Origin of the sequence: Amycolatopsis sp. M39 (genome assembly GCF_001651785.1) — a bacterium.
GTDB classification, from domain to species: Bacteria; Actinomycetota; Actinomycetes; order Mycobacteriales; family Pseudonocardiaceae; genus Amycolatopsis; species Amycolatopsis rubida.
The window spans coordinates 4,762-29,850 of record NZ_LWSF01000043.1; the positions used below are offsets into that span (position 1 = coordinate 4,762).

The following is a 25,089-nucleotide window of genomic DNA, read 5'->3' on the forward strand; positions in this document are numbered from 1 at the left end:
GAGCCGAGCCGAGCCGAGCCGAGCCGAGCCGAGCCGAGCCGAGCCGAGCAGGTGAGCCGGGAGGGGCCGTGGTCGAGCGGGGAGGGGCGGGCCCAGTCCCCGCGAGCCGCATGAGCTTGATCCGAGTTTGCGCCCGGCCGTGCGGGGTCGGGCGGGCCGGTTAGGCGAGGTTGTCCGCGCCGTGTCGGGGGATCGAGTCATGCCGGGCCGAGTCACGCCAAGCGGGGTCGGCCGAGAGCGTGGGGCGGGCCGCCGAGTCAGGCGACGCCGCGTCGAGCAGGCGTGCCGTACTCGCGCAGGTCCGATGGAGCAGCGCGCTCCGGCCTTCCCTCCCCGCCGTCACCCGTCGCCAGCACTCGGCGCGGGAACGGCAACCTCGTCTCCCGGTGCCCGGCCCTGCCCGGCCGGGCACCGGGAGCGCAGAACGCGGGCGGCTGCGAGCCGCCGCCGGCGTCCGCTTCGAGGGTGGTCAGGCGTCCCGGTTCGCGGTGTGCCGCTTGCGCAGCACGGCGCCGGTGACATTGACGAGGGCGACTCCGCTCGCGGTGGCCAGACCGGCCAGGACGCCGGCGGTCGCGAAGACGATCGCGGTCGCCCCGGCGAGCAGGATCAGCAGGAGCGCGATCAGCTGCCACGGCTGAGTCCCGCCGTCCGGCCGCTGCGCGGCCAGCTCGACCGACGTCCACGCGGTCTTCCACGACGGATAGGCCGGTCTGGTGCTCGGCCGCGGCGAGGGCGCGACCGGAGCCGGCGGGGGCATGCCCGGTTCGTGAAACGTCACTGTCACCCGGCCGGGGCGTTGACTCACGGCGACGGCATACGGTCTGTCGTCGCCAATGTCCGGTTCTTCTGCCTGGCGGCACGCCTGGCCTGCATTTTCCGCGCCAGGAACGGTCATTGCGCATCCTTTCTTGTCCGCCGGAAAAAGTGCCGGAACACAGTTCCCGGCCCGCCCCCGAGGGGAACTGGTCCCGGCGGCCGCGGCGGGCGTCCGGGGAATGGAATATTCCACCCTTTTAACCCCTCCTGCCTGCGGCAACGCTATCTTTGCACGCCCGCTGCCGATAGCGCTAACCCGGTGCGGAAAATTCTTCGCCGAAGCCGTGCGCACTGGTGTTCCCGGAACGGGTATTCACGATCTTCCGGACTATTCCAGGTGTTATCCATCCGTGCGTATTCGACCCGATCGGATGAATGTGCGCAGAGGTCCACTTTGGAGTTCCCGTCCTGATCAACCCGGCGAACGCGACGGCTGCGCTGCTACGGTGAGTGTCCGCCGCGGACAGGGGAGGGCATGGACGTACGGACGCTGGCTCGCGAGGAGCGCGCCGACTTCGCGGACTTCCTGGAGACGCTCACGCCGGAACAGTGGGACCAGCCGACGCTGTGCACCGGCTGGAACGTTCGCTCGGTCGTCGCCCACGTCGTGAGCTACGACGAACTGAGCGGACGCCAGCTGGCGCGACGGCTGGCCCGAGCGAGGCTCTCGCTGAGCCGGGCCAACGAAACCGGCCTCGCCGAATATCGCGTGCGCGCGCCGGAGGAGCTGATCGGCGTCATGCGCCGGCACCCGCAGCCGGGCCGGATCCTGGGCAGGTTCGGCGGGATGATCGGGTTTCTCGACGGCCTGATCCACCAACAGGACATCCGCCGCCCGCTCGGGCTGCCGAGGACGATCCCGGCGGTGCGGCTGCGCCGGGCGCTGGAGCTGTCGCTGCGCGCTCCGCCGATCGGGGTGTCGCGCCGGCTGACCGGTCTGCGTGCGGTCGCGACCGACCTGGACTGGGCGTCCGGGAACGGCGTCGAAGTCAGCGGCCCGGCGGAGGCCTTGCTGCTCGCATTGGCGGGCCGACGCGCGGCGGCGGACGATCTGACCGGCCCCGGCCTCGACGTGCTGATCAGTCGTACCACCGTGCCGTGACCCGGCTCGTTGCCGAGCAAGGCGCGTGTCGGGCCCGCATTGCATAACCATGAGGCCGGTGTGCTGATCAGCCGCACCGTTGTCGACCCGGCCTGACGCGGTGCAACGCCCGCTGTGCCGCGACCCGTGGCTGTGGTGACCGCACTGCGTGACTCGGACGCGGCGTGCCCGCCATCGTGGCGTGATCGAGCCCGCGCTGGCGATTCGCGCCACTGTCGTGTGACAACCCTCGTGCGGGGGTTGCGTATGCGCTCGGCGACAGCAGTCATTGCCGCGACCGCACTCCAGAAAGCGAGGTGATGTCCCCGCGGACGTCCGCCGCCTTCCCCCTCGCGGCACCCGTGGCTGCTGCCGCGCTTCGCATCGCTGAGGCAGCACGGGCACCGTAACGCTCGCGGCGGCGTCCGCCCTCCGGGGGTGTCACCATCTGGTGACAGCTTACTCGGCGGTAACCCGTGCTCGGCCCCCGGCGCGCGGGGAAAGTGCTTGTGGCTACGGGAAAATCCCGGTTCTGATGATCACCCGGAACGGGGGCTTGCGTTACGCGGCGGCGACATCCGAAATGGGACTCCACGCACCACAAGGGGAGGAGCCCGGTGTTCAGATGGCAACAGGCGGAGGGGAAACGGCACGCGCTGGACGAGCCGTTCGCGCCGCGACCTGGGGAAACATTCACCGCGCTGTGCGGAGCCGAAGTCACGGTCGCGCGCAGTGACGTGCCGCAGCTCGGCGGCCATTGGTTCGATCCGACGTGCACTGACTGCGCGGACGAATGGCTCCGCCGGGAGGGACGGGCGCGCTCGAGCGATGGACGGTGCCTGGCGTGAACAGTGCGGTGACGGCTGTGCGTGCACGGGTCGCGGCGGGGCCGGACTCGGCGCGCATGGCGCGAAAGGCAGTGCCGTCGGGATCGGCCGGAGCATCGAGCGCGGGGTCGACGCGCAGGGACGCCGGCGTCCGGCGCGTGGTCGGTGCAGCACGGGGCCGCAGGGACGCTGGCGTCCGGCGCGTGGTCGGTGCAGCACGGGGCCGCCGGGCGCGGACCGGGAACAGCGCATGACCGGCCGCTGGAGCAGGCTGCCCGAACAGCGCACGTCGGCAGTCGGGCTCACCGGCCCAGAGCTGGTTGCCTGGATTCGAGACCTGCAAGCCACCCTGGCACTGGATCTCGCGTTCCTGACTCGTGCGCTCGACGAACGATGCCCGCGGCCGGACGCGGTGCGGGATCTCGGCGAGCGTCTCCTCGACCTCGGCCGGGCGTTGGTCCGGCGGGCCGATCACCTGAACGAGGTCGTCCTGGCAAGCCTGCCCGCGCACGGCTGGCTGCCGCAGGCGGGCGCGCCGGAGAACGCGGCGCGGCTCGCGCATCAAGTCGGGCGCCGTCCGCTGCGCTGCGGGCCGGTGTATCTCGGATTGTGCGGAGCCGCGTGTTATCCGGCGTTCGGGCAGGATCCGCACAATCACACGAAACGGTATCCGCGCTGCGCGGATTGCCAGAGCAAGGGCGGTGTGGCAATGCTCCGCGACTGAAGGGAAGCCGCGCGGTGAAGCGCCGGATCGGGACACTGACCCACCGCGTGCGCGAACCGAAACACCCGTCCCACGGCCAAGTCGCAGCGACGCAAACCGGATCACCTGTTCGAAAACCGGCTAGCAACCCAGCACCCGCGGGCCTTTTCCGGTTTCCTGTACCGATGAGCGAGGAGACCTCTACCCGTTCCACCGAGCGGCTATTCAAGATCGCGATCACGCTGAAGGGTCTCGACGGAGCCCTTCAGCTGATCGGGGCGCTGATCCTGGCGTTCATCCCCGCGACGGTCGTCACCGGGTTCGTCAACGCGGTCATCACCCGCGACCTGCTTGGCGACCCCTCCGGCACGCTTGCGCGGCATCTGGAAACCGCTGCCGAGCATTTCGCCGGAGGGGGCACCAAGACGTTCGCCGTCGTGTACCTGCTGGCGCACGGGTTGCTCAAGCTCGGCCTCGTGTGGGCGCTCGCGCGCAAGTGGGTCCGCGCGTATCCGGTCGCGATGGTCGTGCTCGCGGCGTTCGTCGTGTACGAGATCTACCGCGCCTGCGAAACGCACTCCATCGCGCTGCCGTTCTTCGCGGCGCTCGACGCGGTGATCATCGTGCTCGTCTACCGCGAGTACCGAAACCTCAAACGCGAGCGCGCCTAGGCGGCCGTCGGAAACCTCTCGGTGACCAGCGCGGCCACGTCCGGAGCTTCCACGAACAGCGCCGTCGCGTTGTCGCGGCCGCCCAGGGCGATGGCGGTGGCGACCAGAGCTGAGGCGCCGCGGGCTGGGTCGGCGAGGATTTCGTCGATCGTGGCGGGCGTCAGGACCTTGTGCACGCCGTCGCTGGTGAGCAGGAGGCCGCCGCTCGGGGTTTCCGTCGTGCCGATCTCCTCGGGCTTCGCCGTGCGGACGCTCGTGGTGACCAGGTGCTCCATTCGCGGCGAGTACGGCTGGTGCCGCGAGCGGAAGTACTCCGCCATCGTGTGGTCCCGCGTCAGTTTGTGGATCATCGACCCGTCCCACGAGTACGCTCGCGCGTCGCCGACCCAGGCGATCCGGTATCCGCCGGCGAAGGGCATGGCCACCACGAGGACTGCGTCTCCGGTGCCGCCCAACCGGTGAACTGCTTGCTGGGCAGCCAAAATCGCCCGGACCGGACCGGATTCGACGGGAGTGCGTGCGGCGGCCGCGGCGGCGACCTGTGCGGCTCGCCCGGCGCCGGGGTCGTCCCCGACGCCGTCGGCGAGCGCGAAGGTGATTCCGCGTGCCCCGGCGGCCGCGTAGGCGCTCACCGCGTCCGCGTTGCGTTCGCGCGGTCCCTGCTCGCTCGCGGTGTGCCAGCGTGGGTATGCGGCCATCGTGACCTCCCGGACGTTCGCGGCGGATGACTCTCCGTGCTTTCCAGAATGCGCCTCCTTCCTGGGAGGAGGCTGAGGATTTCCGGACTTACCGGGTGAGCTGGTAAACAGTTTCGCCACCGACCGTGGTCGCGGTGAAGTTCGCGGCCACCCACTCGGAGATGTCGTTCGACCCGCCGCCGGGACCGCCGCCCCGGCCGCCGTCCACGTAGTACGCCACTTCGCCCGCCGCGACGTACTGTTGGAACTGCTCCAGCGTCGGGGCCGGATCGCTGCCGTCCCAGCCGCCGATGCCGATCACCGGCTTGCCGCTCGCCAGCTCCAGGCTCGCCGCCGACTGCGATCCGGTCGTCGCAGCGGCCCACTTCGTCGTCGTGCCGCCCAAAAGCTGCCCGACAGATCCGCTGGTCTCGTCCATTCCGCCGCCGAAACCGCCTATGCCGTTGCTACGCGGACCCGAAGTCGGGATAGAACCGCTGTGCGGCACGGAAACCGTCTCGACGGCGTACCCGGCGGTACCGATCCCGAGCGTCAGGACGACCGCCGCCGCCAAGCCGATCACGACGGTGCGCACTCGCGGCACCCCGACCGCCACCAGGGTGCTCACGAGCAACCCCAGCACCACGATCACCCAGCGCAGCGCGGGAAACCAGTCCGGCGTCCGGTCGAGCAGGATGAAGTCCCACACCGCGGTCGCCGCGATCATCCCGCCCAGCACCGTCCGCGGCGCGGTGTGCGCCCGGCCGCGCCACAGCGCGTGCCCGGAAATCGCGACCAGCGCGGCGATCGCGGGCGCGAGCTGCACCGCGTAGTACGGGTGCACGGTGCCGCCCATGAAGCTGAACACCAACCCGGTCACGAGCAGCCACCCGCCCCAGACCAGCAGCGACGCCCGGGTCCGGTCGGTGCGTGCGGCCCGCCGGGTGAACCACAACCCGGCCGCCAGGCCGGTCAGCGCGGCCGGCAGCAGCCACGAGACCTCGGTGCCGAAGCTCGCGCCGAACATCCGCCCGAGACCGGAGCTGCCGCCGAACGCGGTGTTCCCGCCGCCCATCCCGCCTCCGGCGCCACCGCCGAAGCCGTTGCCCTGCCCGCCGAAGATCCGCCCGAGCCCGTTGTACCCGAGCGCCAGCTCCAGCAGGCTGTTCCCGGTCGACCCGCCGATGTAGGGCCGCGAAGCCGAAGGCCAGATCTCCACCAGCGCCACGAACCAGCCAGCCGACACGATCACCGCGACCCCGGCGTAAACCAAGTGCAGCAACCGTTTCCCGAGCCCGGCCGGCGCGGCGATGAGGTACGCCAGCGCGAACGCGGGGAGCACGAGGAACGCCTGCATCATCTTCGTCAGGAAACCGAAACCGATTGCCACGCCGGCGAACACAAGCCACCGAGGGCTGGCCTTCTCGACCGCCCGCACCGTGCAGTACGCGCCGGCGATCAGGAGCAGCGTGAGCAATGCGTCCGGGTTGTTGAACCGGAACATCAGCGCGGCGACCGGCGTCAGCGCGAGCATCGCACCGGCCAGCAACCCGGGCAGCGGCCCGGAAACCCGGCGAACTGTCAGGTACAGCAACCCGACCGAGCCGACGCCCATCAACGCCTGCGGGGCGAGCACGGTGAAGCTGGAGAACCCGAAGACCCGCGCGAAAGCCGTCCCCGCCCACAGCGCGGCAGGCGGTTTGTCGACAGTGATCACGTTTCCGGCGTCCAGCGAGCCGAACAGCCACGCCTTCAAGCTCTGTGTGCCCGATTGCACGGCCGCGGCGTAGAACGAGTTGCCGAACCCGGAAGCGGTCAGGTCCCAGAAGTACAGGACTGCGGTGAACGCCAGGAGGCCGGACACCGACGGACGGATCCAGCGAGGCTTCGCGCGATCCGGCGCGTCCGGGGCGGCGGGCCGGGCGGACAGGACAGCGCTCAAGACGACTCCTCGACAGCGGTACGGCGCGGATTGAAGACCCAGCCCCGCAGCAGCAGGAAACGGAGCACCGTGGCGGCGAGGTTCGCCAGCACGAGCACGGTCGTCTCCAGGGCGAGGCCGGGATGGGTGGTGTGGTTGAGCAGGGCGAGCGAACCGCTGGTCAGCGCCAGGCCGAGGCCGAACACGATCAGCCCTTCGAACTGGTGCCGGCCGGCTCCGGCCCGGCCGCGGACGCCGAACGTCACCCGCCGGTTCACCGCGGTGTTCGCGATCGCGGTGACGAGCAGCGCGGTGAAGTTGGCCGCCTGCGCGCCGACCATGGTCCGCAGCAGCAGGAAAAGCAGCAGGTACGCGACGGTGCTGGCGACGCCGACCGCGGCGAACCGCACGAGTTGTTTGACCAGGCTCGGGGACACTCCGGGGGCCTGGACGCCGATCGGTTCGCGGCCGAGCTGTGCGCGCAGCCGGTGCACGGGGATCTCGCCGGTGAAGGTCGCCCGGGTGACCCTGGCGATGCCTTTGAGGTCGGCGGTGGCGGTCGCGACGAGGTCGACCGACGAGTCCGGGTCGTCGACCCAGTCCACCGGCACCTCGTGGATCCGCAGCCCGGCGCGCTGGGCGAGCACGAGCAGTTCGGTGTCGAAGAACCATCCGGTGTCGCGCACGTGGGGGAGCAGCGCGCGGGCGACGTCGGCGCGGATCGCCTTGAACCCGCATTGCGCGTCGGAGAATCTCGCCGCGAGCGTGCCGCGGAGGAGCAGGTTGTAGCAGCGGGAGATGAACTCGCGCTTCGGCCCGCGGACCACGCGGGCGCCGCGGGCGAGGCGGCTGCCGATCGCGACGTCCGAATGTCCGGACAGCAACGGCGCGACGAGCGGGTCCAGCGCGGCCAGATCGGTGGACAGGTCCACGTCCATGTAGGCCAGCACGGCGGCGTCCGAGACGGACCAGACGGCCTGCAGCGCGCGGCCGCGGCCCTTCTCGTCCAGGTGGCGCACCTCGACCTCGGGGAACTCACGGGCCAGTTCCCCGGCCACGGCAAGGGTTTTGTCGGTGCTCGCGTTGTCCGCGACGGTGATCCGGTACGGGTAGCCGGCCCGTTCGGCGAGGTGCGCCCGCAGTCTGCGGATGCACGGTTCGAGGTCGGCTTCCTCGTTGTAGACCGGGATGACGACGTCGAGCACGGGATGCGGGCCGCCGAGGCCGACCGGAGTCGTCCCGGGCCGCGGGGCGCCGCTTCGGGAGGGGGCGGTGGCGTTCATGATTTCACTGTCGGCCGCCGGGCTTTGGCCACGTTGTGGTGTTCCTGTGCCTGCGCTGTGCGCCGCGGAATCAGGCAGTCAGGTCATAGACGGCGACACCGTCCACTGTGGTCATTTGGTAGTTCTCGGCTACCCACTGCGCGATCTGTTCGGCGACGTCGCTCCCGCTGCGGGAGCCGCGCATGGTCATGCCGTCGCCGAGGAAGTAACGGATCTGTCCCTGCCGGAGGTATTGCTGGAACTGCGCGAGCGTCGGATACGGGTCGGTACCGTTGAATCCGCCCACCGCGAGCACTGGTTTGCCGCTGCCGAGCTGGTAACCGGCGGCATTGTTGGACCCGACGGTCGCCGCGGCCCACCGGTGGTCGCCGGACTTCTGCAGCAGTGCGGTCAGATTCGCGCCGGGCAGGGTGGTGCCGAGCAATCCGCCGCCGCCGAACATTTGCCGCGTATTCGGTCCGGCGGACGGGATCGCGCCGCTGTGCGGGGTCGCCGCGGTGGCGAGGCTGTACGCGCCGGTTCCGGTGAGCAGCACGACCAGCCCCAGCACCGCAGCGATCCGGCCGAAGTGCTGAACGAAAAACAGTGCGATAGCCGCCAAAAGCCCGAGAACGAGCACGGCCGGGGCCAGCCACGGTTGCCAGGAACTGTTCAGCAGCAGATAGCTCGTCACCGTCGTCAGCGCGACTCCGCCGCTCAACAGCCCGACGGCGGCCGGATCGGTGCGGATCCGCCACAACTGGACGGCTGCGGTCCCGACGAGCGCGGCGATCGCCGGGGCGAGCGCGACGGTGTAGTACGGATGGATGATCCCGCCCATGAAGCTGAACACCGCGGCGGTCACGATGAGCCAGCCGCCCCAGAGCAGCAGCGAAGCGCGGCTGCGGTCGGTGCGGGGCGCGTAACGGGTGAACCAGAGGCCGGCGCCGAGCGCGAGCACCGCCGCGGGCAGCAGCCACGCGATACCGCCCGCCATCTCGCTGCCGAACAACCGGAACAGCCCGGTGCTGCCCCAGCCGCCGCCCGGACTTCCGCCGACACTGCCGGTCTCGTCGCCGGTGATGCGGCCGAAACCGTTGTAGCCCAAGGTAAGTTCGAGCAGACTGTTGTTCTGCGATCCGCCGATGTACGGCCGGTCCGCGACCGGCCACAACGCCACGACGGCGAGGTACCAGCCTGCCGAAACCACCACCGCGGCGAGCCCGGCGAGCAAATGCAGCAGACGCTTGCCCAGGGCGATCGGTGCGGCGACGAGGTAGGCGAGGGCGAAAGCGGGCAGCACGAGGAACGCCTGCAACATCTTGGCGAGGAAGCCGAATCCGATTGCCACACCGGCGAAAACGAGCCATCGAGGGCTGGCCTTCTCGATCGCCCGCACCGTGCCGTAGGCGGCGGCGATCAGCACCAGCACCAGCAACGCGTCCGGGTTGTTGAAGCGGAAGATCAGCGCCGCAGCCGGGGTGAGGGTGAGCACCGCGCCAGCGAGCAATCCCGCAGCCGCACCGGAAGTGCGCCGCACAGTCGCATACAGCAGCCACGTGGAGCCGACACCCAGCAACGCTTGCGGCACCAGGATGCTCCACGCGTTCACCCCGAACAGCCGCGCGGACAGGCTCATCACCCAGAGCGCGGCTGGCGTCTTGTCCACGGTGATGCCGTTGGCCGCGTCGGTGGCGCCGAAGAACAACGCTTTCCAGCTCTGCGATCCCGCTTGTGCGGCGGCGGAGTAGAACGCGTTGGCCCAGCCGGAAGCGCTGAGCTCCCACAGATACAGGGCAGCGGTGGCGACGAGCAGCAGCCCGAGGGACGGGCGCACCCACCTCGGCTCGGCGCGCCGCACTGGCGCGGCGGGAACAGCTGAAGGAGTCGCGACTGCGGTCATGCGGCCAGCCTCGCGGGATGACCTGGGGCCGGGTTGTGCCTACCCTGTGTGCCCGCTGTGGGACTTGCGGTCATTCACGAGCGGCGTCCGCTGGGCCGGGACCGCGATCGGCAGCCGCACGTCGAATTCCGTCCGGCCTTGGCGGCTGCGCATCGCGATGGCGCCGTGGTGGGCGGTCACCACGGCGGACGCGATCGCCAGGCCGAGCCCGGTCGAACCGGCTGCCCGCGACCGTGAGGAGTCGCCGCGGGCGAAGCGTTCGAACACCGCTGGCTGCAACTGCGGCGGGATGCCCGGGCCGTTGTCGGTCACGGTCACTACGGCGCTTCCGTCCGCGGATCGGGTGAGTGCGGTGACGACCGTGCTGCCGGGCGGCGTGTGGACGCGGGCGTTCGCGAGCAGGTTCGCCAGAACCTGGTGCAGCCGTTGGACATCGCCCAGGACGAGGATCGGCTCGTCCGGCATCGCGAGCTGCCAGACGTGGTGCGGACCGGCCACGTGCGCGTCGCCGACCGCGTCCGCGACCAACCGGGTCAGGTCGACTTCGGCGACGTCCAGCGGACGGCCGGCGTCCAGGCGGGCGAGCAGGAGGAGGTCTTCGACGAGCGCGGTCATCCGGTCCGCTTCGGACTCGATCCGGGTCATCGAATGCGCGACATCCGGTGGGGCGTGGCTGCCGGACCGTCCGGCGAGTTCGGCGTAACCGCGGATGGCGGCGAGCGGCGTGCGCAGTTCGTGGCTGGCGTCGGCGACGAAGCGGCGGACGCGCAGTTCGCTGGCGTGCCGGGCTTCGAGGGCGGAGGAGATGTGGCCGAGCATGTGGTTCAGCGCCGCGCCGACCTGGCCGACTTCAGTGCGGGGGTCGGTGTCCTGGGCGGGGACTCGGACGGACAGGTCGACGTCGCCTCGGTCCAGCGGGAGTTCGGAGACTCGGGAGGCGGTTTCCGCGACGCGTTCCAGCGGGCGGAGGGTTCGGCGGACGGCGAAGGCGCCCAGGAACGCTGCGCCGGTTACTCCGGCGGCGGCTACTCCGAAGAGGATCAGGCCGACGGTCAGGAGCGTTTGCTGCATCGGTGCCAGGGGGACGCCGGTGATGACTACGCCGTCGGAGACCGGGAACGCGGTGAGGCGGTAGTCGCCGAGGGTGCTGATGGTGCGGGTGTAGGGACGGCCGTTGGCGGGGAGATCTCGCAGGGCGGCCAGTTCGTCGGGGTTCAGTGTGACGCGTTGGCCGTGCGGGGACAGCCAGCCGCCGGTGCCGTTCGCGCCGTCCGGGGAGAAGCGGGCGGTGACTGTGCCCGCGCCTTGTCCCGGGGCGTCCAGGAGGTTGCGTTCGCTGCCGGGAGGGCCGGGGTGGGTGGCGAAGTCCAGGGCGCGGGCGGTGGCTGCGGAGAGCTGGGTGTCGGTTTGGGTCATCAGGAAGGCGCGGAGGGCGAATTCGCTGATTACGCCGATAGTCAGGCAGACCAGGGAGAGGAGGATTACTACGGAGACGGTCAGTTTGGTGCGCAGGGATTGCCGGGCCGGGTGGGCGGCGGCGAACCTTGCGCGGAAGCTCATGTCTTGAGCGTGCGGTTCGTCGGTGTGGGGGCGATGTGTGCTCGCTGTGAGTGGGCTGTGCGGGGGCGGCTCGTCGCCTGGGGGCGACATTGCCGTGGTCGCTGGCGTGGGGCACCCCGAAGCTTGATTGTGCTGACGGGCGGCGGGTGCTTGTCAAGGCGGGAAAGATGCCTTGACAAGCACCCGCCGCCCGCAGGGGGGCTTCGTATCGGGGTGCGGGGGTGGTGTGGGTGCCTCGATGGTTGGGTGCGTCGGGCTGCGGTGGGTGATGGGTGTGGGCGGGGGTTCGCACGTGGAGCGTGCAGGGGGCTGGTGGCGGTGGGGGGCGTGAGGGAAGCAGGGTCAATGAGGGTGGCCCTCACGGACAGCAAAGCGCGGGGGTCAGCCCAGTGAGCGTGCGGCGGCGGTTGCTTGTCCGGCGTAGGACCGTCCGAACAGGACTGTGTGCACCAGAAGCGGGAAAAGCTGGTGCAGTGCGATCCGCTCCCGGTAACCGTCGGCCAGTGGCGCGACCTCGTCGTAGGCGGCCATGATCCGTTCTAACTGCGGGCAGCCGAATAGGTGCAGCATCGCGAGATCGGTCTCCCGGTGTCCGCCGTGCGCGGCGGGGTCGATCAGTACCGCTCCGCCGGAGTCCCACAGGACATTGCCGCTCCACAAATCACCGTGCAGCCGGGCAGGCGGTTCCGCTGGGCCAGTCACCGACGGGATTCGCGTGCAGGCTCGCTCGAAGACCGCCGGGTCGAGGATCTCGGAGGCCATCCGTACGTAGGGGAGGATTCGGTAGTCCGCGTACCACTCTGGCCACGACTCGCCCGGGGCATTGCGCATCGGCGCGGTGCCGATCCAGGCGTCGGTCAAGCCGTCCGGGGGAGGCGCACCGAACGCTGGGGCTCCGGCCGCGTGCAACCGCGCAAGGTTTCGGCCGAACTCCTCCGCGTGTGCCGGGGTGCTCTCAGTCACCCGGTCCAGCACCAGCCACGTGTCGTCCGCGCCGTGCACCCGGGGGATCCGTACTGCGTCCGCCTCGGCGAGCCAGCGCAGTCCGGCCGCCTCGGCTCGGGTCGCGCCGGGAGCGTGGCCGCGTTTCACCACCGTCTCGAACCGGTGGGCGCCATCGGTTAACGCGATCTCACTCAGGGCGCCTGAAGCGCCGTGGGAGACCGTCTCGCACCCGGTGAGCCGCGCCGCCGCAGCGGCCGGACCTTCGTTCTGCTGCCCGGAAACCACGTCCCGACGCTACGGGCGCGCTGCGACGGCCGCTGATCGGCGCGGATGCGGCAGGTGACCCGCGGCCAGTCTTGTCAACCCTCTGGCCTAGACTCGGATATCCCGGTCAGCAGGTGACCGGGGCGGTCCCGAGGGACTGTCCGCCCCCATCGTTTACCGCTCGAGGAGAAGACCTTGAAGAGCACCGTCGAGCAGCTCAGCCCGACGCGAGTGAAGATCAATGTCGAGGTGCCGTTCGACGAGCTCAAGCCGAACTTCGACGCCGCGTACCGGAAGATCGCCCAGCAGGTGCGGGTCCCCGGTTTCCGTCCCGGCAAGGTCCCCGCTCGCGTCCTGGAAAGCCGGATCGGCCGCGCGCCGGTGCTCGACGAGGTCGTCAACGAGGCCATCCCGGCCAAGTACATCGAGGCCGTCCGCGCGGGCGAGGTCCGGACGCTCGGCCAGCCCGAGTTCGAGGTGACCAAGCTCGAGGACCGCGAGGTGCTGGAGTTCAGCGCCGAGGTCGACGTGCGGCCGGAGATCGAGCTGCCCGACCTCGCCGGCATCGAGATCAGCGTCGACGACGTCGAGACCACCGACGAAGAGGTCGCCGAGCAGCTCGACGAGCTGCGCGCCCGCTTCGGCACCCTGACCGGCGTCGAGCGCCCGGCCCAGACCGGCGACTTCGTCTCGATCGACCTCTCGGCCTCGGTCGAGGGCAAGACCGTCGAAGAGGCCTCCACCACCGGCCTGTCCTACGAGATCGGCTCCGGCCAGCTCGTGGACGGCATCGACGAGGCCATCGTCGGCGCGAACGCCGGCGAGACCAAGGTGTTCACCACCAAGCTGGTCGCGGGCGAGTTCGCCGGCCAGGACGCCGAGGTCACCGTCACCGTGCAGTCGGTCAAGGAGCGCGAGCTGCCCGAGGCCGACGACGAGTTCGCCCAGCTGGCGAGCGAGTTCGACACGATCGACGAGCTGCGCGAGGACCTGCGCACCCGCCTCGGCCGCGTCAAGACGATGCAGCAGGGCGTCCAGGCGCGCGACAAGGTCCTCGAGATCCTCCTGGAGCGCACCGAGGTGCCGCTGCCGGAGAAGGTCGTCGAGGCCGAGATCGAGAACCGCAAGCACGACGCGATTCACCCGTTCGACCACGACGAGGAGCAGTTCGCCAAGGCGCTCGAGGCCGAGGGCCGCACCCTCGACGAGTTCAACGCCGAGGTCAAGGAGGAGTCGGAGAAGGCCGTCCGCACGCAGCTGCTGCTGGACACCATCGCCGACAAGGAGCAGACGTCGGTCAACGACGGCGAGCTCACCGAGCGGATCATCTACCAGGCGCAGCGCTTCGGCGTCAGCCCGGACGAGTACGTGCAGCGGGCCCAGCAGTCCGGCCAGCTGACCGCGATCTTCGCCGACGTGCGCCGCGGCAAGGCGCTCGCCTCGGTCGTGCGCGGCACCACGGTGAAGAACGAGTCCGGGTCCGAGGTCGACCTGAGCGAGCTGTTCGGCGCTGACGAGCCGGACACCGCGGCCTCCGAAGAGGAGACCCAGGTCACCGAAGAAGCGGCGGCGACCCCCGCGGAGTAAAGCTCTGAGCGAACTTGGGCGGTGTCAGGCATTCTGCACCGCCCAAGTTCGTTAGGGTCGGTTGCAAGATCTCAAGCATCTGAACACGACAGCGGCGGCGCGGCCCTCCGGCCGGCCCGCCGCCGGTGAAAAGGCAGGCAGACGTGAAGCAGCACATGCCCGAGGGGCGGACCGGCACCGCGGGGCTCAACCTCACCGACTCGGTGTTCGAGCGGTTGCTCCAGGAGCGCATCGTCGTTCTCGGCTCCGAGGTCAACGACGAGGTCGCCAACCGGCTCACCGCGCAGCTTCTGCTGCTCGACGCGGACGACTCCGAATCCGACATCCGGTTCTACATCAACTCGCCGGGCGGCTCGGTGACCGCCGGGTTCGCGATCTACGACACCATGCAGCTGATCAAGCCGGACGTGGCCACCTACGCGATGGGCATGGCGGCCTCGATGGGGCAGTTCCTGCTCTCCTCGGGCACCCCCGGCAAGCGCTACGCGCTCCCGCACGCGCGCATCCTGATGCACCAGCCGTCCGCGGGCGTCGGCGGCACCGCCTCCGACATCGCGATCCAGGCGGACCTGTTCAACAAGTGGAAGCAGGAGCTCGCGAAGATCACCGCCGAGCAGACCGGGCAGACCACCGAGCAGATCATCAAGGACGGCGACCGCGACCGCTGGTTCACCGCGCAGGAGGCGAAGGACTACGGCTTCGTCGACCACGTGCTGACCCGCGACAGCGGCCTGACGTCGAGCAACTGAGCCCCGAAGCACACAGGAGAGCATCATGAGCAACTTCCGGCTCCCGGGTGACTTCCGGGCTCCGAATTCCGCACTGTCTCCTCAGTCGCGGTACATCCTCCCGTCCTACGTCGAGCGCACCAGCTACGGCGTGAAAGAGTCCAACCCGTACAACAAGCTGTACGAGGAGCGGACGATCTTCCTCGGCGTGCAGGTGGACGACGCGTCGGCCAACGACGTGATGGCCCAGCTGCTGCACCTCGAGCACGAGGACCCGGACCGCGACATCAGCATCTACATCAACAGCCCGGGCGGGTCGTTCACGTCGCTGATGGCGATCTACGACACCATGCAGTACATCCGCCCGGACATCTCCACCGTGTGCCTCGGCCAGGCCGCTTCGGCCGCCGCGGTGCTGCTGGCGGCGGGCACGCCGGGCAAGCGCATGGCGCTGCCGAACGCGCGCGTGCTGATCCACCAGCCGGCCACCGAGGGCACCTACGGGCAGGTCTCGGACCTGGAGATCCAGGCCAACGAGATCCAGCGCGTGCGCCGCCAGATGGAGGTCATCCTGGCGAAGCACACGAACAAGGAACCGGACGAGATCAAGGCCGACATCGAGCGGGACAAGATCCTCACCGCCGAAGAGGCCAAGGCCTACGGCCTGATCGACGAGGTGCTCCCGTACCGGAAGGCCTCGGCGAACTGACCGCGACGGGCCGGTGCGCGGCGAATCCGCGACGCGCACCGGCCCGCTGGTCTAGTGTCGGTCGTCGACGTGCCCGAAGACGGTCGGGTGTTCCCGGCCGCGCCTTCGGACGGGTACCGTCGATGGCAATGCGTGTTGGTCCCGGGAACGGCTGGCAGTCCCGGGACCGCCAGACAGTGGTGCAGGTGCGTCTCGCGCACCGGAGGGGACGAGGTCAACGGCCATGGCACGGATCGGTGACGGCGGCGACCTGCTGAAGTGTTCTTTCTGCGGCAAGAGCCAGAAGCAGGTGAAGAAGCTCATTGCCGGGCCAGGGGTCTACATCTGCGATGAGTGCATCGACCTCTGCAACGAGATCATCGAAGAGGAGCTGGCCGAAGCCGGCGACGTGAAGCTCGACGAGCTGCCGAAGCCCGCCGACATCCACGAGTTCCTCGAGCAGTACATCATCGGCCAGGACGACGCGAAGAAGACGCTCGCGGTCGCGGTGTACAACCACTACAAGCGGATCCAGGCCGACGACAAGTCCGGCCCGAAGGACTCCAAGGACGAGCCGGTCGAGCTGGCCAAGTCCAACATCCTGATGCTCGGCCCCACCGGCTGCGGCAAGACCTACCTCGCGCAGACGCTGGCGAAGCTGCTGAACGTGCCGTTCGCGATCGCCGACGCCACCGCGCTCACCGAGGCGGGCTACGTCGGCGAGGACGTCGAGAACATCCTGCTGAAGCTGATCCAGGCGGCCGACTACGACGTCAAGCGCGCCGAGACCGGCATCATCTACATCGACGAGGTCGACAAGATCGCCCGCAAGAGCGAGAACCCGTCGATCACCCGCGACGTGTCCGGCGAGGGCGTGCAGCAGGCGCTGCTGAAGATCCTCGAGGGCACCACCGCGTCGGTGCCGCCCCAGGGCGGGCGCAAGCACCCGCACCAGGAATTCATCCAGATCGACACCACGAACGTGCTGTTCATCGTCGCGGGCGCGTTCGCCGGGCTGGAAAAGATCATCAACGAGCGGGTCGGCAAGCGCGGCCTCGGGTTCGGCGCGGAGATCCGCACCAAGGCCGAGATCGAGGGCAGCGACGTGTTCTCCGACACCATGCCGGAGGACCTGATCAAGTTCGGGCTGATCCCGGAGTTCATCGGCAGGCTCCCGGTCGTGGCGACGGTGAACCACCTGGACAAGGAATCGCTCGTCTCGATCTTGACGCAGCCGCGCAACGCGCTGGTGAAGCAGTACAAGAAGCTCTTCGAGATGGACAACGTCGAGCTGGAGTTCACCAAGACCGCGCTTGAGGCCATCGCCGATCAGGCCGTCCTGCGCGGCACCGGCGCCCGCGGCCTGCGCGCGATCATGGAGGAAGTCCTCCAGCCGGTCATGTACGACATCCCGAGCCGCGAGGACGTGGCGAAGGTCGTGATCACCGAGCAGACCGTGCGGGAGAACGTCAACCCCACGATCGTGGCTCGCCAGCCGTCGCGCCGCACTCGCAGCGAACGCGGCGAGAAGTCGGCCTGACCCGGCCGCCGCCGGGCGTTAGCAGGAGTCGGCTGTCCGGGTGCCGGCGGCAGGCGCGATAATGGACAGGATGACAACCGTGCCGCTGACCGCACCCCGGGGGGACGAGACTGCCGACCCCGGCGAAGCGGTGCCTGCCGATACCGAGCCTTCCGCAGCGCCGGTAGCCGGCCTTGTGGAGCTGAGCGAACGGGTCGCCGCGTCCGTCCTGACGCGGTGCCCGTGGCTGACCCGCGCGTCCGAGGTCCTGCTCGCGCTGTGCACGCTGGTGTGCCTGGTCGCGGTCGGCACCCGGTTGTCGGCGCTGCCGCTGCTGCCGATCCCGCTGTTCGTGGTGTCGTGGCTGTTCCTGCGTCGCTTGCGCGGCTCGGAGACCCGGGCACAGCAGTTGCGGTGGTCGCTGCTGATGGCGCTGGCGGCGATGGTCGGGTTCTGGGTGATGTCCGTCGTGGCCCGCTGGGTCTCGTGAGTGCTGATCCCGGTCAGAACCGTGATCAGCACTCACGACCTCGGCTCAGGCGCAGCCGCCGCCTTCCCGCGGTGCCGGGGGTGTGCGGCGGCGTGCACAAGCCCGCACTCACGCTTTCTGCCGCAGATGCTTCCCCAGAAACCCCACCATGCTCGGCACCGCAGTGCGGAAGAACGTGTCGCTGTGCTTCCCGTGCGCCGTGTACCCGATGGTCGGACGCGTTTCCGCGATATACCGCCGCACGCCGGTGATGAACGGATCCTCCGTACCGCAGTAAACCGCCGTCGGAATGCCCCGCAGCGCTGACTGGTGGCGCAGCGGGTCCAGCGACGTCCAGTCGGTCAGCCCGGTGAAAATGCGGCGTTTCGCCATTTCCGGCCACGACGTGATCAGCGCCGGGGCGATCGCGGCGACCGCGGCGGGCGGCTGGCGGCGTTCGGCTCGGCGGCGGGCGTACAGCAGTGCCCCGAATCCGCCCATCGACACTCCGGCGCACGCGAATGGCTGGCCGTCCGTGCCGCCGAAGCCACGGGCGCGCAGCCATTGCGGGACTTCTTCCAGCAGCATCGCCATCGGGTCGTCGCCGGGGCGGACCTGGTGCCAGTAGTTGTCGCCGCCGTCGACCGCGACGAAGCCGTACGCCGGCACGGCTTTGCGGGCGACGTCGCTGCCGAGCTGTTTGAGCAGGCCGCTCGGGGCGGCGGAGCGGGCGGAACCGTGCAGGCCGTGCAGCATCAGCGACATCGGCAGACCTGCTGGCGGCTTCTTGCTCGGCAGCAGGAAAACAAGGTCCACCTCCCGGCCGCGGGCGTGCGAATAGACGCGTTCCACCCGCATGCTGCCGAGCTGAGTGACGGGCGTCGACGACGTGACCCCCAGCGCCCGCTGCATGGCCTGGTTGAACGGCACGACGCCGGTCGCGCTCCCCACCGCGAGCCCGGCGATGCCGAGGCCCGAGGCACCCGCGATCAGCATGGACCGGCGGCTCACCCGCCTTCGGCCCTCAGTCTCCTCGGTCACCCGATCCCCCTCACCCATATAGCGTAAGACGTGAGGAAGGGACGAAACGTTGCCTTCTGAAGATCTTCACTCGGTTGTTGTGACCAGCCCCACGGACGCCCGGGCGGCGGCAGGGTGGTCTCCGAGCCCGACGACCAGCGTCACGCAGAGTGGCGCGAGCACCTCGGTCACCCCGCGGTCGTCCCGGCCGAAGTGGCCCAGCAACTCAAGGGTGACATAGCCGTGCACCGCGCTCCACACCTGTGCGGCGACGGCGAGCGGGTCGCCTTGCAGCCGTCCGCAGTCGATAGTGCGGCTGACGGCGGCGACCACGCCCCGGAACGACGATGCCGCCTCGCTGTCCTGTTTGTCCTTCAGCAGGTCGCCGACCGGCTGGCCGTGGGCACCCGCCTCGCGGAACATGAGCGTGAACAGCTCCGGGTGCTCGACCGCGGTGCGGCGGTAGGCGAGCGCCAGCTGGTACAGGTCGGCGACCGGGTCGTCGGAGCGCCCGACCGTCGCCATGTTCGCGATCAGCCGCCGGAACCCTTCTCGCGCAACGGCATCCATGAGCGCGGCCATCCCGCCGAAGTGCGTGTAGACCGCCATCGTGGACGCGCCGATCTCGGCCGCCAGCTTGCGGGCCTGCAGTGCTTCGGCGCCGCCGTCGGCCAGCAGCCGGATCGCCGCCTCGACCAGTTGCGTCCGCGCGTGTTCGCCCCGAGTCCGCTCGCTCATGCTTGCCAGTATCCCATAACCCTGTTATACCGATGGTCATAACCACGTTATGGACGGAGCGGGTCATGGGAAATCACTTCCTCGAAGGCAACTTCGCACCGGTCGAGCGCGAGTACACGAGCACCCGGCTGACGGTCACCGGACAGCTGCCCGGCTACCTCGACGGCCGCTACCTGCGGAACGGGCCGAACCCGGCCGACCCGGATCCCGAAACACACCACTGGTTCCTCGGCCGCGGCATGGTGCACGGCGTACGGCTGCGCGAGGGCCGGGCGGAGTGGTACCGCAGCCGCCGGGTGGGCACCGACGAGGGCGGGGCGAACACGAACGTCATCGGGCACGCCGGGCGCACGATCGCGCTGGTCGAGGGCGGGCTGCCGCAGTGGGAGCTCAGCGAGGAGCTGGACACGCTGGGCGTCTGCGACTTCGGCGGCACCCTCTCCGGGTACACCGCACACCCGAAGCGCGACCCGCGGACCGGCGAGCTGCACGCCGTCTCGTACCAATTCGGACTCGGGAACCGGGTGCAGTACTCGGTGGTCGGCACCGACGGCCGGGCGCGGCGGACGGTCGACATCGAGGTCACCGGGGCACCCATGATGCACGATTTCTCGCTCACCGAACGGTATGTCGTGTTCTACGACCTGCCGGTCACCTTCGATCCGGACCAGGCGCCGGTGCCGATCGACGTGCCCGACCCGCTGACCGCGCGCACCGGCCGCGGCGTGAGTTCCTTGCCGTACCGGTGGAATCCGGATTATCCGGCGCGCATCGGCGTGATGCCGCGCGAGGGGGACACCAGCGACGTCCGCTGGTTCGATGTCGGCCAGTGCTACGTCTTCCACCCGCTCAACGCCTACGACGAGGACGACCGGATCGTGCTCGACGTGGTCCGGCACCCGAAGATGTTCGACCGCGCGCTGCACGGCCCGGCCGAGGGCGAGCCGACGCTCGACCGCTGGACCGTAGACCTCGCGCTCGGGAAGGTCGTCGAAGACCGGATCGACGAGCACGGCCAGGAGTTCCCCCGGGTGGACGAGCGGTTGGTCGGCCTGCCGCACCGGTACGGCTACGCGACGGCGCTCGACGATCGGTCGCGCAGCGTCGGCACGGTGTACAAACACGACCTGCACAAGGGTTCGGTCGACGCGCACCGCTTCGGTCCCGGACGCGAACCGGGGGAGTTCGTGTTCGTTCCGTCCAGTGCGGACGCGGGCGAGGACGAGGGCGTGCTGATGGGTTACGTCTACGACGCGGCGGAGGCGCGCAGCGATCTGGTCCTGCTCGACGCGGGCACCCTCGAAACCGTTGCCGCGGTGCACCTTCCGGACCGGGTCCCGCACGGCTTCCACGGCAACTGGGTGCCCGCCGAAGCGTGATCAGGTGAGCAGACGCTGGTCTCCGGTGTAGAGGTTCATGCTGTCGCCGCGGAGGAACCCGATCAGCGTCATGCCGTTCTCCTCGGCCAGTTCGGCCGCGAGCGACGACGGCGCGGACACCGCGGCGAGCAGTCCGATGCCCGCCATCGCGGCCTTCTGCACGAGTTCGAACGAGGCGCGGCCGGAGACCAGCAGCCCCAGGTCCGGGGCGGGGATCCGGCCCGCCTGCAACGCCCAGCCGAGCACTTTGTCGACCGCGTTGTGCCGTCCGACGTCCTCGCGCACGACGACGAGCTGACCGTCCGAAGTGAACAGTCCGGCAGCATGCAGGCCGCCGGTCGACGAGAACACCTTTTGCTGTTCCCGCAACCGATCCGGCAGCTGCGAGAGGATGTCGGTCTTCACGGTGAATTCCGACGCGCCGGGGGAGAACCGGCTGCGCAGCTTCACCGCGTCGAGCGCGGCCTTGCCGCAGACGCCGCACGACGAGGTGGTGTAGAAGTTCCGCTCGACGCCGGTGTCCGGCGGGGCGACTCCCTCGGCGAGTGCGATGTCGAGCACGTTGTAGGTGTTGCGGCCCTGGTCGTCGACACCGTCGCAGTAACGCGCCACGGCCACGTCCTCACGGGACCCCAGCACGCCCTCCGAAAGCAGGAAGCCGTGCGCGAGTTCGACGTCGTGGCCGGGCGTGCGCATCGTCACCGCCAGCGCCTTGCCGCCGACCCGCAGTTCCAGGGGCTCCTCGGCGGCCAGCGAGTCCGGCCGGCGCCGCTCGCCGGCCGCGGAGATCCGCCGTACCGGCCGCCGCACCGTCACTCTGCCCATCAGTCCGCTCCACTCGATTTGTCGTCTTTGGCGCTGTCTTTTGGTGTCATCGACAAGACATTCGACAGTCATCCGGCGCAACGCCGAGGATCTGGTAAACCATTCCCAGCACCTCGTCACTGTTGGGAGGAGACCGCCGATGGCTGTCCCCGGCTTCCTTGCCCGTTCCCGCATCGTCGCACCGCCTGGCTGGACCCGCTGGCTCGTGCCGCCCGCCGCGCTGTCCATCCACCTGTCGATCGGCCAAGCCTACGCGTGGAGCGTCTTCAAGACGCCGCTGGAGAAGACCCTGGGGCTGTCCGGCACGCAGTCCGGGCTGCCGTTCCAGCTCGGCATCGTGATGCTGGGCCTGTCCGCCGCGTTCGGCGGCACCCTCGTGGAGAAGAACGGTCCGCGCTGGGCCATGGCCGTCGCCACAGTCTGTTTTTCCGCCGGGTTCCTGCTCGCCGCGCTCGGCGTCGCGACCGGGCAGTTCTGGCTCGTGGTGGCCGGCTACGGCGGGGTCGGCGGGATCGGCCTCGGCATCGGCTACATCTCGCCGGTGTCGACGCTGATCAAATGGTTCCCGGACCGGCCGGGCATGGCCACCGGGATCGCGATCATGGGCTTCGGCGGCGGCGCGCTGATCGCGTCGCCGTGGTCGTCGGCGATGCTCGGCTCCTCGCCCGCCACCGGCGACATCGCGACCGCGTTCCTGATCCACGGGATCGTGTACGCGGTGTTCATGACCATGGGCGTGCTGATCGTCCGCGTCCCGGCCGACGACTGGCGTCCGGCGGGCGCGGTGAAGCAGGCCGCGGTGAAGCCGATGATCTCCACGGCGAACGTCTCGGCGGCGAACGCGCTGAAGACGCCGCAGTTCTGGTGTCTCTGGATCGTCTTGTGCCTCAACGTGACCGCGGGCATCGGCATCCTGGAGAAGGCCGCGCCGATGATCACCGACTTCTTCAAGGGCACCTCCGCGCCGGTCGGCGCCGCGTCCGCCGCCGGGTTCGTCGCGCTGCTCTCGCTGACCAACATGCTGGGCCGGTTCGTCTGGTCGTCCGCCTCGGATCTGGTGGGGCGCAAGAACATCTACCGGTTCTACCTCGGCGTCGGCGCGCTGCTGTACCTGGTGATCGCGGTGACCACCAACTCCTCGAAGCTCGTGTTCGTGCTGTGCGCGATGCTGATCCTGTCCTTCTACGGCGGCGGATTCGCCACGCTTCCGGCCTACCTCAAGGACCTGTTCGGCACCTACCAGGTCGGCGCGATCCACGGCAGGCTGCTGACCGCGTGGTCGGCGGCGGGCGTGCTCGGGCCGCTCATCGTGGACGGGATCGCGGACAGCCAGAAGGCCGCGGGCAAGACCGGGCCGGACCTCTACCAGCTGTCCTTCTGGATCATGATCGGCCTGCTGGTGGTCGGGTTCGTCGCGAACGAATGCGTGCGCCCGGTGAAGGAGAAATTCCACGAACCGGCCGGTGCGGCCGCGGTGGGGAGCGAGGCGTGATGACGAGTGCCGAGGGCCGTTCCGGCGGCCGGACCCTGCTGCTGGTGATCGCCTGGCTGTGGGTGCTCGCCCCGTTCGCCTACGGCGTGGTCGAGCTGATCCAGAAGGTGGTCGGGCTGTTCGGCGGCTGAGCACGGCCGGAAAAATACCCACTGGACAAATGGTCAAGAGTCGTTGACCATTGTCCCCGTGACTGGGGACGATCAAGCGGGCTATCGCCCGCCGCAGGACACTGTCGAGGTCGAGACGACCGACCAGCTGCGCGCCGTGAGCAACGTCGTGCGGCACCGCGTGCTCGCGGTGCTGCGCGACGGGCCCGCGACGATCACGCAGGTCGCCGAGCGGCTGGGGATCGCGAAAGGCAGCTCCAGCTACCACATGCGGGTGCTGGAGCGGGCCGGGATCGTGCACGTCGTGCGCACCCGGAAGGTGCGCGGCGTGCTGGAGCGCTACTACGCGCACGTCGGGCGGGCCATCCAGTTGCCCGAACCGGCCGCGGGGCAGCGGGACGTGCTGCTGCAGCACGCGCTCGACGACCTCTCGACCGCGCCCGAGGGCTCGCACCGGTTCGTCCGGATGCAGCACACGCGGATCAGCGAGTCGCAGTTCGAGGAGTTCGAGCGGCGGCTGGCCGGACTGCTCGACGAGCTGCGGGACGCGCGCGACGCCGACGAGGCCGCCGCCACCGTCGCGGTCGCGTTCTTCCGCCCGGGGCCGGGAGCGGCCCGATGACCAAGACGAAGATGCCTCCCGCGTTCAGTCGCTTGTGGACGGCCGCGACGGTCAGTTCCCTCGGCGACGGCGCGTATTCCGCGGCGTTGCCCCTGCTGGCGGTGCTGCTGGACAGCGATCCGCTGGTGGTCAGCCTGGTGACAGTGGCGGTGCTCGCGCCGTATCCGGTGGCCGGGCTGTTCGCCGGCGCGCTGGTCGACCGCTGGGACCGGCGGCGCACGATGTGGATCGCGGACCTGGCGCGGGCGGTGTTGCTGGCGCTGACGGTGGCCGTGGGCGCGTTCGGCTGGCTCAGCATTCCCGTCCTGCTCGCAGTGGCGTTCCTGCTCGGCACCGGCACGCTGTTCTTCGACACCGCCGCGCAGGCGTACCTGCCGGATCTGCTCGCTCGGGACCAGACCTTGCTCCGCCGCGCCAACGGCTACTTGCGCGGGGCGTCCACCGCGGCCGGGCAGTTCACCGGACCGCCGGTCGGGAGTTTCCTCTTCGCCGTAGGGAGAACGCTGCCGTTCGCGGTGAACGCGCTGACCTATGCGGCCAGCGCGGTGCTGATCCGGACGCTGCCGCCGGCACCGGTGCCGAAACGCGAGCCGGGCCGTTCGGTGTGGGCGGACGCGAAGGAGGGTTTCGCCTACGTAGTCAAGGATCGGCTGCTGCTCGGCCTCGCTTTGCGACCCGCGGTCGGGAACCTGGCGTTCGGCGCGTTCGGGGCTGTTCTGGTGGTGTTCGCGAAGGACGCGCTGGGACTGCACTCGGCCGGGTACGGTTTCCTGCTCGCCGCGGAAGCCGCCGGGGGACTGGCCGGCGCGATGGTGCTCGCCGGGCCGTTGGAGAAACGGCTGGGCACCGGCACGGCCCTCACCGTCACCGCGGTGGTCGAGGGCGGCGCGGTACTGGCGTTCGGCCTGGCCCGGGACCCGTGGCTCGCCGGGGCGATGTTCGCGCTGTGCGGCTGCGCCATGGCGACGACCATGGTGCTCGGCGGATCGCTGCGCCAGGTCGTGGTCCCGGCGCGGTTGATGGGCCGGGTCGCCGCGGCGTCGCGCCTGGTCGCGGCCTCGGCCGCACCGGCAGGCGCCGTACTGGGCGGCTGGCTCGCCGCGACGGCCGGGGTGCGAGTGCCCTACGTGGCCGCGGCGGGGGTGCTCGTGTCGATGACTTTGGTGACGATGAGCATGACCAGCAACAAGAAGATCGAGGAGGCGCTCGCGCGGGCGAAAGCGGTTGCCCCAGTCGCGTAGTCGCCGGGATGAAGCCGATCGGGACCACCACGGCCAGC

The 25,089-nt window shown here is 69.8% G+C and carries 24 protein-coding genes; 14 read left to right on the forward strand and 10 right to left on the reverse strand.

What is annotated here, in order from left to right; genetic code table 11:
• Nucleotides 1–469: 469 nt before the first annotated feature.
• Nucleotides 470–808 (reverse strand): hypothetical protein, encoded by a 339-nt coding sequence (locus A4R44_RS43680; protein WP_157905164.1) that lies wholly within the window; start codon nt 806–808, stop codon nt 470–472.
• 486 nt (nt 809–1,294) lie between these two features.
• On the opposite strand from A4R44_RS43680, the gene A4R44_RS43685 reads away from it, so the two are divergent.
• From A4R44_RS43685 to A4R44_RS43700, 4 genes are all read left to right on the forward strand, one after another.
• The gene (locus A4R44_RS43685; protein ID WP_067595221.1) at nt 1,295–1,921 is read left to right on the forward strand and encodes a maleylpyruvate isomerase family mycothiol-dependent enzyme; all 627 of its coding nucleotides are present in this window, start codon (nt 1,295–1,297) and stop codon (nt 1,919–1,921) included.
• Nucleotides 1,922–2,517: 596 nt separating this feature from the next.
• On the forward strand, nt 2,518–2,748 hold the full coding sequence (locus A4R44_RS43690; protein WP_067595226.1) for a zinc finger protein: 231 nt from the start codon (nt 2,518–2,520) through the stop codon (nt 2,746–2,748).
• Nucleotides 2,749–2,977: 229 nt separating this feature from the next.
• Nucleotides 2,978–3,451, forward strand: a complete 474-nt coding sequence (locus tag A4R44_RS43695; protein ID WP_093576157.1) for a hypothetical protein — start codon at nt 2,978–2,980, stop codon at nt 3,449–3,451.
• A 164-nt stretch (nt 3,452–3,615) separates the two neighbouring features.
• Entirely contained in the window at nt 3,616–4,101 is a 486-nt protein-coding gene (locus tag A4R44_RS43700; RefSeq protein WP_067595229.1) for a DUF2127 domain-containing protein, read from the forward strand.
• On the opposite strand, the gene A4R44_RS43705 is transcribed toward A4R44_RS43700, so the two are convergent.
• The 6 genes from A4R44_RS43705 to A4R44_RS43730 form a co-directional block, all read right to left on the reverse strand.
• Nucleotides 4,098–4,799 carry a PP2C family serine/threonine-protein phosphatase gene (locus A4R44_RS43705; protein ID WP_067595232.1) on the reverse strand — a complete coding sequence of 234 codons (702 nt, stop codon included), beginning with the start codon at nt 4,797–4,799 and terminating at the stop codon, nt 4,098–4,100. The two genes, A4R44_RS43700 and A4R44_RS43705, sit on opposite strands and share 4 nt — an antisense overlap.
• 88 nt (nt 4,800–4,887) lie before the next feature.
• A complete protein-coding gene (locus A4R44_RS43710; protein WP_067595235.1) occupies nt 4,888–6,720 on the reverse strand; it encodes a glycosyltransferase family 39 protein in 1,833 nt (610 codons plus the stop codon).
• The gene (locus tag A4R44_RS43715; protein ID WP_067595238.1) at nt 6,717–7,982 is read right to left on the reverse strand and encodes a bifunctional glycosyltransferase family 2/GtrA family protein; all 1,266 of its coding nucleotides are present in this window, start codon (nt 7,980–7,982) and stop codon (nt 6,717–6,719) included. The genes A4R44_RS43710 and A4R44_RS43715 overlap by 4 nt, the downstream gene beginning before the upstream one ends.
• Nucleotides 7,983–8,052: 70 nt before the next feature.
• On the reverse strand, nt 8,053–9,864 hold the full coding sequence (locus A4R44_RS43720; RefSeq protein WP_067595240.1) for a glycosyltransferase family 39 protein: 1,812 nt from the start codon (nt 9,862–9,864) through the stop codon (nt 8,053–8,055).
• A 39-nt stretch (nt 9,865–9,903) separates the two neighbouring features.
• The gene (locus A4R44_RS43725) at nt 9,904–11,424 is read right to left on the reverse strand and encodes a cell wall metabolism sensor histidine kinase WalK (protein WP_067595243.1); all 1,521 of its coding nucleotides are present in this window, start codon (nt 11,422–11,424) and stop codon (nt 9,904–9,906) included.
• A gap of 381 nt (nt 11,425–11,805) precedes the next feature.
• Nucleotides 11,806–12,654, reverse strand: a complete 849-nt coding sequence (locus A4R44_RS43730) for a fructosamine kinase family protein (protein WP_067595246.1) — start codon at nt 12,652–12,654, stop codon at nt 11,806–11,808.
• A 174-nt stretch (nt 12,655–12,828) separates the two neighbouring features.
• On the opposite strand from A4R44_RS43730, the gene tig reads away from it, so the two are divergent.
• The 5 genes from tig to A4R44_RS43755 all read left to right on the forward strand — a co-directional run bounded on the left by tig (nt 12,829) and on the right by A4R44_RS43755 (nt 17,645).
• Nucleotides 12,829–14,220 carry a trigger factor gene (gene tig / locus A4R44_RS43735; RefSeq protein ID WP_067595249.1) on the forward strand — a complete coding sequence of 464 codons (1,392 nt, stop codon included), beginning with the start codon at nt 12,829–12,831 and terminating at the stop codon, nt 14,218–14,220.
• A gap of 143 nt (nt 14,221–14,363) precedes the next feature.
• Nucleotides 14,364–14,969, forward strand: a complete 606-nt coding sequence (locus A4R44_RS43740; RefSeq protein ID WP_067595252.1) for a ClpP family protease — start codon at nt 14,364–14,366, stop codon at nt 14,967–14,969.
• A gap of 25 nt (nt 14,970–14,994) precedes the next feature.
• Nucleotides 14,995–15,657, forward strand: coding sequence for an ATP-dependent Clp protease proteolytic subunit (locus tag A4R44_RS43745; RefSeq protein WP_067595255.1), 663 nt, complete (start codon nt 14,995–14,997; stop codon nt 15,655–15,657).
• A 223-nt stretch (nt 15,658–15,880) separates the two neighbouring features.
• Nucleotides 15,881–17,176: an ATP-dependent Clp protease ATP-binding subunit ClpX gene (gene clpX / locus A4R44_RS43750; protein WP_037813853.1), complete on the forward strand. Its 1,296-nt coding sequence runs from the start codon at nt 15,881–15,883 to the stop codon at nt 17,174–17,176.
• A 70-nt stretch (nt 17,177–17,246) separates the two neighbouring features.
• Nucleotides 17,247–17,645 (forward strand): hypothetical protein, encoded by a 399-nt coding sequence (locus tag A4R44_RS43755; protein WP_202505556.1) that lies wholly within the window; start codon nt 17,247–17,249, stop codon nt 17,643–17,645.
• 108 nt (nt 17,646–17,753) lie between these two features.
• Here A4R44_RS43755 and A4R44_RS43760 read toward each other — a convergent pair whose 3' ends face one another.
• Entirely contained in the window at nt 17,754–18,683 is a 930-nt protein-coding gene (locus A4R44_RS43760) for an alpha/beta hydrolase family protein (protein ID WP_067595261.1), read from the reverse strand.
• 48 nt (nt 18,684–18,731) lie between these two features.
• Nucleotides 18,732–19,382, reverse strand: coding sequence for a TetR/AcrR family transcriptional regulator (locus A4R44_RS43765; protein WP_067595264.1), 651 nt, complete (start codon nt 19,380–19,382; stop codon nt 18,732–18,734).
• 65 nt (nt 19,383–19,447) lie between these two features.
• Between A4R44_RS43765 and A4R44_RS43770 the strand changes: the two genes are divergently transcribed.
• Entirely contained in the window at nt 19,448–20,761 is a 1,314-nt protein-coding gene (locus A4R44_RS43770) for a carotenoid oxygenase family protein (RefSeq protein ID WP_067595267.1), read from the forward strand.
• On the opposite strand, the gene fdhD is transcribed toward A4R44_RS43770, so the two are convergent.
• On the reverse strand, nt 20,762–21,586 hold the full coding sequence (gene fdhD / locus A4R44_RS43775) for a formate dehydrogenase accessory sulfurtransferase FdhD (RefSeq protein ID WP_067595270.1): 825 nt from the start codon (nt 21,584–21,586) through the stop codon (nt 20,762–20,764).
• A 139-nt stretch (nt 21,587–21,725) separates the two neighbouring features.
• Here fdhD and A4R44_RS43780 point away from each other — a divergent pair, with 139 nt between their 5' ends.
• From A4R44_RS43780 to A4R44_RS43790, 4 genes are read left to right on the forward strand one after another with little or no spacing between them, the layout of a single operon-like run.
• Entirely contained in the window at nt 21,726–23,078 is a 1,353-nt protein-coding gene (locus A4R44_RS43780) for an OFA family MFS transporter (RefSeq protein WP_067595273.1), read from the forward strand.
• Complete coding sequence (locus tag A4R44_RS52025) at nt 23,078–23,209, forward strand: hypothetical protein (RefSeq protein WP_255366233.1); 132 nt, start codon at nt 23,078–23,080, stop codon at nt 23,207–23,209. Before A4R44_RS43780 ends, A4R44_RS52025 begins: the two co-directional genes overlap by 1 nt.
• A gap of 58 nt (nt 23,210–23,267) precedes the next feature.
• Nucleotides 23,268–23,810: a transcriptional regulator gene (locus A4R44_RS43785; RefSeq protein ID WP_067595276.1), complete on the forward strand. Its 543-nt coding sequence runs from the start codon at nt 23,268–23,270 to the stop codon at nt 23,808–23,810.
• Complete coding sequence (locus A4R44_RS43790; RefSeq protein WP_067595278.1) at nt 23,807–25,051, forward strand: MFS transporter; 1,245 nt, start codon at nt 23,807–23,809, stop codon at nt 25,049–25,051. The genes A4R44_RS43785 and A4R44_RS43790 overlap by 4 nt, the downstream gene beginning before the upstream one ends.
• Nucleotides 25,052–25,089 lie beyond the last annotated feature (38 nt).

Coding starts and splice junctions, on each gene's coding strand:
- clpX (WP_037813853.1), top strand. CDS start 15,881: ATGGCACGGATCGGTGACGGCGGCGACCTGCTGAAGTGTTCTTTCTGC.
- A4R44_RS43760 (WP_067595261.1), bottom strand. CDS start 18,683: ATGGGTGAGGGGGATCGGGTGACCGAGGAGACTGAGGGCCGAAGGCGG.
- A4R44_RS43720 (WP_067595240.1), bottom strand. CDS start 9,864: ATGACCGCAGTCGCGACTCCTTCAGCTGTTCCCGCCGCGCCAGTGCGG.
- A4R44_RS43770 (WP_067595267.1), top strand. CDS start 19,448: ATGGGAAATCACTTCCTCGAAGGCAACTTCGCACCGGTCGAGCGCGAG.
- A4R44_RS43685 (WP_067595221.1), top strand. CDS start 1,295: ATGGACGTACGGACGCTGGCTCGCGAGGAGCGCGCCGACTTCGCGGAC.
- A4R44_RS43745 (WP_067595255.1), top strand. CDS start 14,995: ATGAGCAACTTCCGGCTCCCGGGTGACTTCCGGGCTCCGAATTCCGCA.
- A4R44_RS52025 (WP_255366233.1), top strand. CDS start 23,078: ATGACGAGTGCCGAGGGCCGTTCCGGCGGCCGGACCCTGCTGCTGGTG.
- A4R44_RS43790 (WP_067595278.1), top strand. CDS start 23,807: ATGACCAAGACGAAGATGCCTCCCGCGTTCAGTCGCTTGTGGACGGCC.
- A4R44_RS43715 (WP_067595238.1), bottom strand. CDS start 7,982: ATGAACGCCACCGCCCCCTCCCGAAGCGGCGCCCCGCGGCCCGGGACG.
- A4R44_RS43725 (WP_067595243.1), bottom strand. CDS start 11,424: ATGAGCTTCCGCGCAAGGTTCGCCGCCGCCCACCCGGCCCGGCAATCC.
- A4R44_RS43765 (WP_067595264.1), bottom strand. CDS start 19,382: ATGAGCGAGCGGACTCGGGGCGAACACGCGCGGACGCAACTGGTCGAG.
- A4R44_RS43755 (WP_202505556.1), top strand. CDS start 17,247: ATGACAACCGTGCCGCTGACCGCACCCCGGGGGGACGAGACTGCCGAC.
- fdhD (WP_067595270.1), bottom strand. CDS start 21,586: ATGGGCAGAGTGACGGTGCGGCGGCCGGTACGGCGGATCTCCGCGGCC.
- A4R44_RS43705 (WP_067595232.1), bottom strand. CDS start 4,799: ATGGCCGCATACCCACGCTGGCACACCGCGAGCGAGCAGGGACCGCGC.
- A4R44_RS43695 (WP_093576157.1), top strand. CDS start 2,978: ATGACCGGCCGCTGGAGCAGGCTGCCCGAACAGCGCACGTCGGCAGTC.
- A4R44_RS43780 (WP_067595273.1), top strand. CDS start 21,726: ATGGCTGTCCCCGGCTTCCTTGCCCGTTCCCGCATCGTCGCACCGCCT.
- A4R44_RS43700 (WP_067595229.1), top strand. CDS start 3,616: ATGAGCGAGGAGACCTCTACCCGTTCCACCGAGCGGCTATTCAAGATC.